Here is a 4,199-nt window from a genome sequence, read left to right as displayed (position 1 = left end):
TTTTTTTTAATAATAGTACGTTCTACTAACTGCATTATCCCGACTTTAAACATTTAACTATCTGTTCTGTTTTTCTTGTTCTTCTTCTGATTCCATAAAGCCGAGCGCAAAAAGATGTGATTATGGACACAAAATCCTCCATTAAATCATCAGTTTATTCTGAGGCTAAATTAACTACTTCAATATCTCTATTTGTTTGTATTAAGAGAACTTTCAAATAATTAAAGCCCACTCTACTAAATCTATCTTTATGTTCACAAACTATCAAGTCATAATCATTTTCCTGTAATAGCTTAACAAGCTCTCGTCTATTGTCATTTACCCCACTACCTAATGAGAAACTGCCACTCTAAAACCTACTGACTTATACTTACTTCTGGGAGTTTTCCAATTTCTATTGGCACTACGACAACCTTTAGAATAGTTCAAGTATCCTCCTCCTCTCAAAATTCTGTAGTTATAATTGCCATCTTTTTCCCACACACTGCCATCTGAAGGAGCATCCCGATAATTATGATGCCAGGGATCGGCGCACCATTCCCAGACATTGCCATGAAGATCGTATAATCCAAAAGCATTGGGTGGAAAACTACCTACATCTGTTGTTTGTTCGCGATAATTTTGTTGTAATGAACAAGCATAAGCTTCTTCGCCATTATAGTTTGCTAGGTCAGTTATCAGACTATTACCAAAGTAAAATAATGTAGTTGTTTCTGCGCGACAAATATATTCCCATTCTGCCTCTGATAGTAACCGATAAGTTTTTCCAGTTTGAGCAGATAGCTGGTGACAAAATTCAATTGCATTATACCAAGATACCATTTCTACTGGTCTATTTTCTCCTTTGAAATAAGCTGGATTTTTGCCCATCACTGCTTGCCACTGTGCTTGAGTAATGGGATATTTGCTAACAAATAAAGGTGTTATTTTAACTTGATGTTGTGGATTTTCTGTTTCCCATTTTTCTGCTGCTGTTTTTGAGGAACCCATTAAAAAAGTATTGCCGGGAATAGATACCATTTCTAGAGAAATATTATTGGTAATATTTTCAATAAATTGTTGATTTTCCCGTTGTTCTTTTATATTTTCAATTATTTCGCATTTTGGGCTTATTTTGATTTTTAAAGATTCAAATTTAAAAGTTTGTAATTCCAGTTCAAAACTAGAATCAACATTTACTAATTCTGGAGGATAGTCGGTAATTATTGGTAGAGTTGCTGGCAAAGTTGAGGGTAAATTAGTTATGACAAATTCTTCTATTGGTGATAATAAAGTTAACCATTCAGCAACAAATTGAGGCCGTTCTTCTGGCTCTAATTTCATGCCTTTAATAATTGCATCATTGACTCGATCGCTAATTTGGGAATTATATTTTTTTGGTGGAATTAATGGTATTTTTCCTTCTTGTCTGACTTTTGCTGGTGTTGGCATTTCACCTGTCAATAAAACGTATAGAGTTGCTGCTAGAGCATATATATCGGTAAAAGCTCCCCGTTTTGCTCGTCTTTCGTATTGTTCAATTGGTGCAAAATATAATGTACTATCTGTTGTATGAGTTTGTACGCTGCCGCTATTAAATTCTCGTGCTAAACCAAAATCAATTAATACTGCTTCTAAAGTATCTCGACGTAGCAGAATATTTTGAGGTTTAACATCCCGATGCAAAAATCCTTGATTATGTATAAATGTTAGTGCTTCTCCTACTTGTTTAATTAGATGTATTGCTTCACTTTCTAATATAATTCCGTCTTGTTCTTCACGATAAATTCCTAAGTCATCCCCATCTATATATTCCATCACCATGCACCATAATTTATTTTCTTTAAAAAGGCGGTGAACTTCTACAACATTGGGATGACTACATTTTGCTAAACATAAGGCTTCATTTAAAAAGTTTTCTTGATATTTGTCAAAGTTTGGTTTACGTTGTACTCGATAATTGAGAGTTTTAATCGCAACTAATTGATTAGAGCTTTGTTCTAAAGCACGGTAAGTAATACCGAAACCGCCAATACCAAGCAAGTCTTGAATTATATATTTGCCATTTTGTAATTGTTTACCTGATTTCCAGTATTTCATTCTATTAATAGGGGATTCAGGATTTTAAGTTATCCCTGGAATTAGGGTTTGCGTATGGAAAGTCTTTTGGTAGGGGTAGGAGACAGGAGACAACCCACCCCTTGCCCCTCCCAGGAGGGGAAGACAGGAGACAGGATAAATTGGAATTATACAGGAGATAGTAGAAAGAATCATCCCTTGATTTTTCTGCCCAACTCTTGACTAAAATCCTAAAATTTTGAACCTGAGTCGCCTAAAACCTCGCACTTTTTGATACTTAAAAAGCCACTTACCTTTATCTTTAAAAACTTTGAGATTGAATCAGCAAGCCCGAATTAGAGCAAAACATAGGGACAGATTATACCTCATGTTATAATATAATAACATAGTTTTTACTCAGTTAGTCACTCAAGGATCAAAACTGTTTATCTGTGTGGTTAAATAACTGATAATTAATGCTAATTCGAGCCAATAATTTTACTGATTGAAGAAGGAAGAAGGAAGAAGGAAGAAGGAAGAAAAAATGGATGGGGATAGTCTTCAACAAGTCACTTCGTGTCTACAAACCCCAACCAATTGTAAACACCGTGTAGACGGTGAAGTATTAAACCCAAAATAAAAAGATAATTTTTCATTTCCCTTGAATACTAATTCTTTCTTCCAAGATAATAAGTTAATAACTCATAACTCATAGCTGATAGCTGATAACTGAATGCTTACCGAATAATTAATAATTAAATAATTAAATAATTAAATAATTAAATAATTCAGCTTTATTAGCCTCCCCTTTAAGGCTATCCCTTATAAGGAACTCCTGAAAACCTTGTGGGAAACAGGGGGTAGGGGAACAGGGGAGAAAGGAGAAAGAATCATAGTAGATAGGAAAAACTACTTAATATCAAATCCGGTAGCATCGGTGTAATTAGATGGGGAGATGGGGAGATGGGGGGATGGGGAGATGGGGAGATGGGGAGATGGGGAGATGGGGAGATGGAGAAATATTTGGTCATGGTTGAAGATGGAACATTTTTTTATACCGAATTAAACGGATTTGATATAAGTTATCAAAAAAAATGTACTTTTTCATACACTTTTTCTCTGACAAAAACCTTTTAAAGACTTCTACATAACTTGTCTATAATCTCTATGTTTTATGTTAAAAAAGATGTTGATAAAGCATAGCCTTTAAGGAGAGTTCAATAATTTAGAATTTAGAATGCGCGAATTTAGAATTACCTCTCCTTGAAAAGAAGAGGATTGACTAATTATGAAAATTTTTATCAAAATAACATGGGTCTAAAACCCCGCCTTTTAAGGCGCAATATTTTTGGAGCGTTGCTCTAATCCCCTACTTCCCCTCCTGGGAGGGGCTAGGGGTGGGTTAACTTCTGACTTCTGACTTCTGACTTCTGACTTCGTTAATTATTATCCCCTTAAAAGGGGAGGCTTTAAACCATAATATTTCGGTAATTATTCATTATTCATTATTCATTATTCATTAACTAAAACCTTCTTAATAATTCCATTCAGCAATAGCTGTAGATATTCCTGTTTTTAACTCAGATTTAATATTTGATTTTTGAGACAAATGAATAAGTTGTTGATACGCTCTTTCTGAGTCTAATTGTTTCAATGCTGCTATACAATGAAGCCTGACACTAGCATCATCTTCTTCTAATAACTGAATGAGATAATCTAGAGCGCGAATATCTCCTAAATATCCCAATGCTAAGACTAAAGAATTTTTGACACGAATGCTTTCTAAAACTGAATTATTACTTCTGAGAAATTCAATCAAAATTTCTGTAGCTTTTAGCTTTAATTCCTGACGCTCAATTTTACCTAATGCTGTAATAATTTCATTCACAATTTGTGGCTGATGCTCAACTGTAACTAATGAATTATCTCTTAGTAAACCTTGTAGATATTCCACAGATACTTGAGTTTCAACCCAACCTAAAGCACGCACCGCATCAAGCTTTAAAAAAACTGGAACATTCGTTGTTTTTAACAGTTCAAATAAAGCCGTTGCCGCTGTATTTGTACCGATTTTGCCCATAGCGATCGCCACTTGTTGACAAACTTCAAAATTAATATCCCACAGTAAAGGTTGTAGCAACTTCACCACACCTAATTCTTCA

Annotated in this window: 3 protein-coding genes; 1 reads left to right on the top strand and 2 read right to left on the bottom strand. The window is 34.5% G+C overall.

Annotated features, from left to right (window positions below):
• Window positions 1-330: 330 nt before the first annotated feature.
• Window positions 331-2,079: a bifunctional serine/threonine-protein kinase/formylglycine-generating enzyme family protein gene (locus tag F6K54_RS41375; protein WP_293090308.1), complete on the bottom strand. Its 1,749-nt coding sequence runs from the start codon at window positions 2,077-2,079 to the stop codon at window positions 331-333.
• A 463-nt stretch (window positions 2,080-2,542) separates the two neighbouring features.
• On the opposite strand from F6K54_RS41375, the gene F6K54_RS41370 reads away from it, so the two are divergent.
• Window positions 2,543-2,677, top strand: coding sequence for a hypothetical protein (locus F6K54_RS41370; protein ID WP_293090307.1), 135 nt, complete (start codon window positions 2,543-2,545; stop codon window positions 2,675-2,677).
• A gap of 894 nt (window positions 2,678-3,571) precedes the next feature.
• Here the strand turns inward: F6K54_RS41370 and F6K54_RS41365 are convergent.
• The coding region (locus tag F6K54_RS41365) for a HEAT repeat domain-containing protein (RefSeq protein WP_293090306.1) at window positions 3,572-4,199 on the bottom strand (628 nt) is incomplete at its 5' end.

Origin of the sequence: Okeania sp. SIO3B5 (assembly GCF_010692555.1) — a bacterium.
Taxonomy (GTDB): domain Bacteria; phylum Cyanobacteriota; class Cyanobacteriia; order Cyanobacteriales; family Microcoleaceae; genus Okeania.
This window is presented reverse-complemented; position numbering and strand designations above follow the sequence as displayed.